Origin of the sequence: Streptomyces sp. NRRL S-495 (genome assembly GCF_000966955.1) — a bacterium.
Classification (GTDB): domain Bacteria; phylum Actinomycetota; class Actinomycetes; order Streptomycetales; family Streptomycetaceae; genus Kitasatospora; species Kitasatospora purpeofusca.
The window spans coordinates 1-1,857 of sequence record NZ_JZWY01000636.1 but is presented as its reverse complement, the minus strand read 5'-3'; the positions used below and the strand labels follow the sequence as shown (position 1 = coordinate 1,857).

The following is a 1,857-nucleotide window of genomic DNA, read 5'->3' as shown; positions in this document are numbered from 1 at the left end:
GCGGCCCCCGGCGGCGCGGGCGCGTCCGGCGCCGGGGGGCCGTGCAACTGGTGGCGGTGCGCCCACCAGGTGTGGAACAGCGCGGTGGCGAGCAGCGCGACGGCGGACACGGCCAGCACCGCCGGCCCGTCCGGTCCGTGCACCACGAGCTTGGCCACCAGGTCGGCGGCCGTCACCGAGAGGAAGACGGCGGAGAGCTCCACCGCGTCGCGACGCCAGCGGTGGCCGCGGAGGCCGCGGCGCTGGGCACGGGAGGGGGTCGTGGTCGGATCGGTCGTGGACGTCAGCTGCTCGGTGCGCTCCATGCCATCAATCTGCCGCTTCCGTGTTTCACGATCACGAATCCTCCGTGACCCCGCGGTTAATGGTGCCGTGACTCGATCACCGTCGCCGGTCACCCGGAGTGCTCGCGCCCGGCGGCCTTCACTTCGGCGAGCAGGACGGCGAGGTCCTCCTCGGTGGTGGCGGGATTGAGGAGGCAGGCGCGGAGGATCTCGCGGCCGTCGAGGCGGGCGCCGGTGAGGAAGGCGCGGCCGCGGCGCTGGACGGCGGCGGGGAGCTCGCGGTTGAGGGCGTCGAGGGCGGCCTCGTCGGTACGGCCGGTCCCGCCGGTCCGGCCGGCGGGGCGCAGGCGGAACGCCACGATGGAGGTCTGCACCTCGGCGAGGAGTTCCAACTCCGGGTCGGCGGTGATGAGTTCGCCGAGCCGGCGGGCCAGTGCGGTGGTCCGGGAGATGTCGGCGGCCAGACCGTCGCGGCCCCGGTGGGCGATGGTCGCCCACACCTTGAGGGCGCGGAACGGGCGGGTCTGCTCGGTGCCGTACTCGGAGAACCAGCCGAGCTCGCCGGCCGCCTCGTCGCGCAGGTAGGAGGGGACGAGGCTGAAGGCGGCGCGCAGCTCGGCCGGGTCGCGCACCAGCGCGCAGCCGCAGTCGACCGGGACGCCGAGCCACTTGTGCGGGTCGAGGGCGAGCGAGTCGGCGCGCGCCAGCCCGGCGTAGCGGTGGGCGATCTCCGGGTCCAGCACGCCGAACGCCCCGTAGGCGCCGTCCACGTGCAGCCAGAGCCGCTCCTCGGCGCACAGGTCGGCGATCGGGTCGAAGGCGTCCACCGCGCCGGTGCCGACCGTGCCGGCCGAGGCCACCACCAGGAAGGGCAGCAGTCCGGCGGCCCGGTCGCGGGCGATCGCATCGCGCAGCCCGGCGGGGTCCAGGCGGCCGTCCGGTCCGGTGGCGACGGCGCGCAGGTGCTTGCTGCCGAGGCCCAGCAGCTCGGCGGCCTTGCGGACGCAGGAGTGGGTCTCGCCGGTGACGTAGCCGACCAGCGGCGGCATCCCGGCCAGGCCGTCCTCGCGGACGTCCCACCCGGCGGCGCGCGCGGCCCGGTTGCGGGCGGCGGCGAGGCAGACGATGGTCGCCATCGAGGTGCCGGAGGTGAGCAGCCCGCCGCCGGGCGGGTGCGGGAAGCCGACCAGTTCGGCGATCCAGCGGACCACGGCCCGCTCCAGGTGGACGTCCGCGTGGTCGCCGCCGGCCGAGCTGGGGTTCATCGCGGCGGCGGCCAGGGTGGCGAGCACGCCGGCCGGGGCGGGCGCGGAGTTCACCCAGCCGAAGAAGCGCGGGTGGCCGTTGCCCATCGGGTACGGCAGGACGTCGCGGCCGACGGCGGCCAGCAGCTCGTCCAGCGGACGGCCGGCGGCGGGCAGCGGGGCGTCCAGCAGGGTGCGGCGGGCGGCCTCGTCCATCGGCTGCCAGACCGGGCCGGCTGCCAGCCCGGCGAGGTGGTCGGCGGCCAGGTCGGCGGCGGTGTGCGCGGCGGCGCGGAAGTCGTCGGAGGTCATGCGGCGGCTCCAGGTGG

1 protein-coding gene and 1 pseudogene are annotated in these 1,857 nt (G+C 76.6%); both read right to left on the bottom strand.

From position 1 onward, the window contains the following. Positions 1-305 (bottom strand): annotated as a pseudogene (locus tag VR45_RS29400) (GNAT family N-acetyltransferase); the annotation flags it as partial. 89 nt (positions 306-394) lie between these two features. Continuing rightward, the coding region (locus tag VR45_RS29395; RefSeq protein WP_045942899.1) for a pyridoxal-dependent decarboxylase at positions 395-1,857 on the bottom strand (1,463 nt) is incomplete at its 5' end.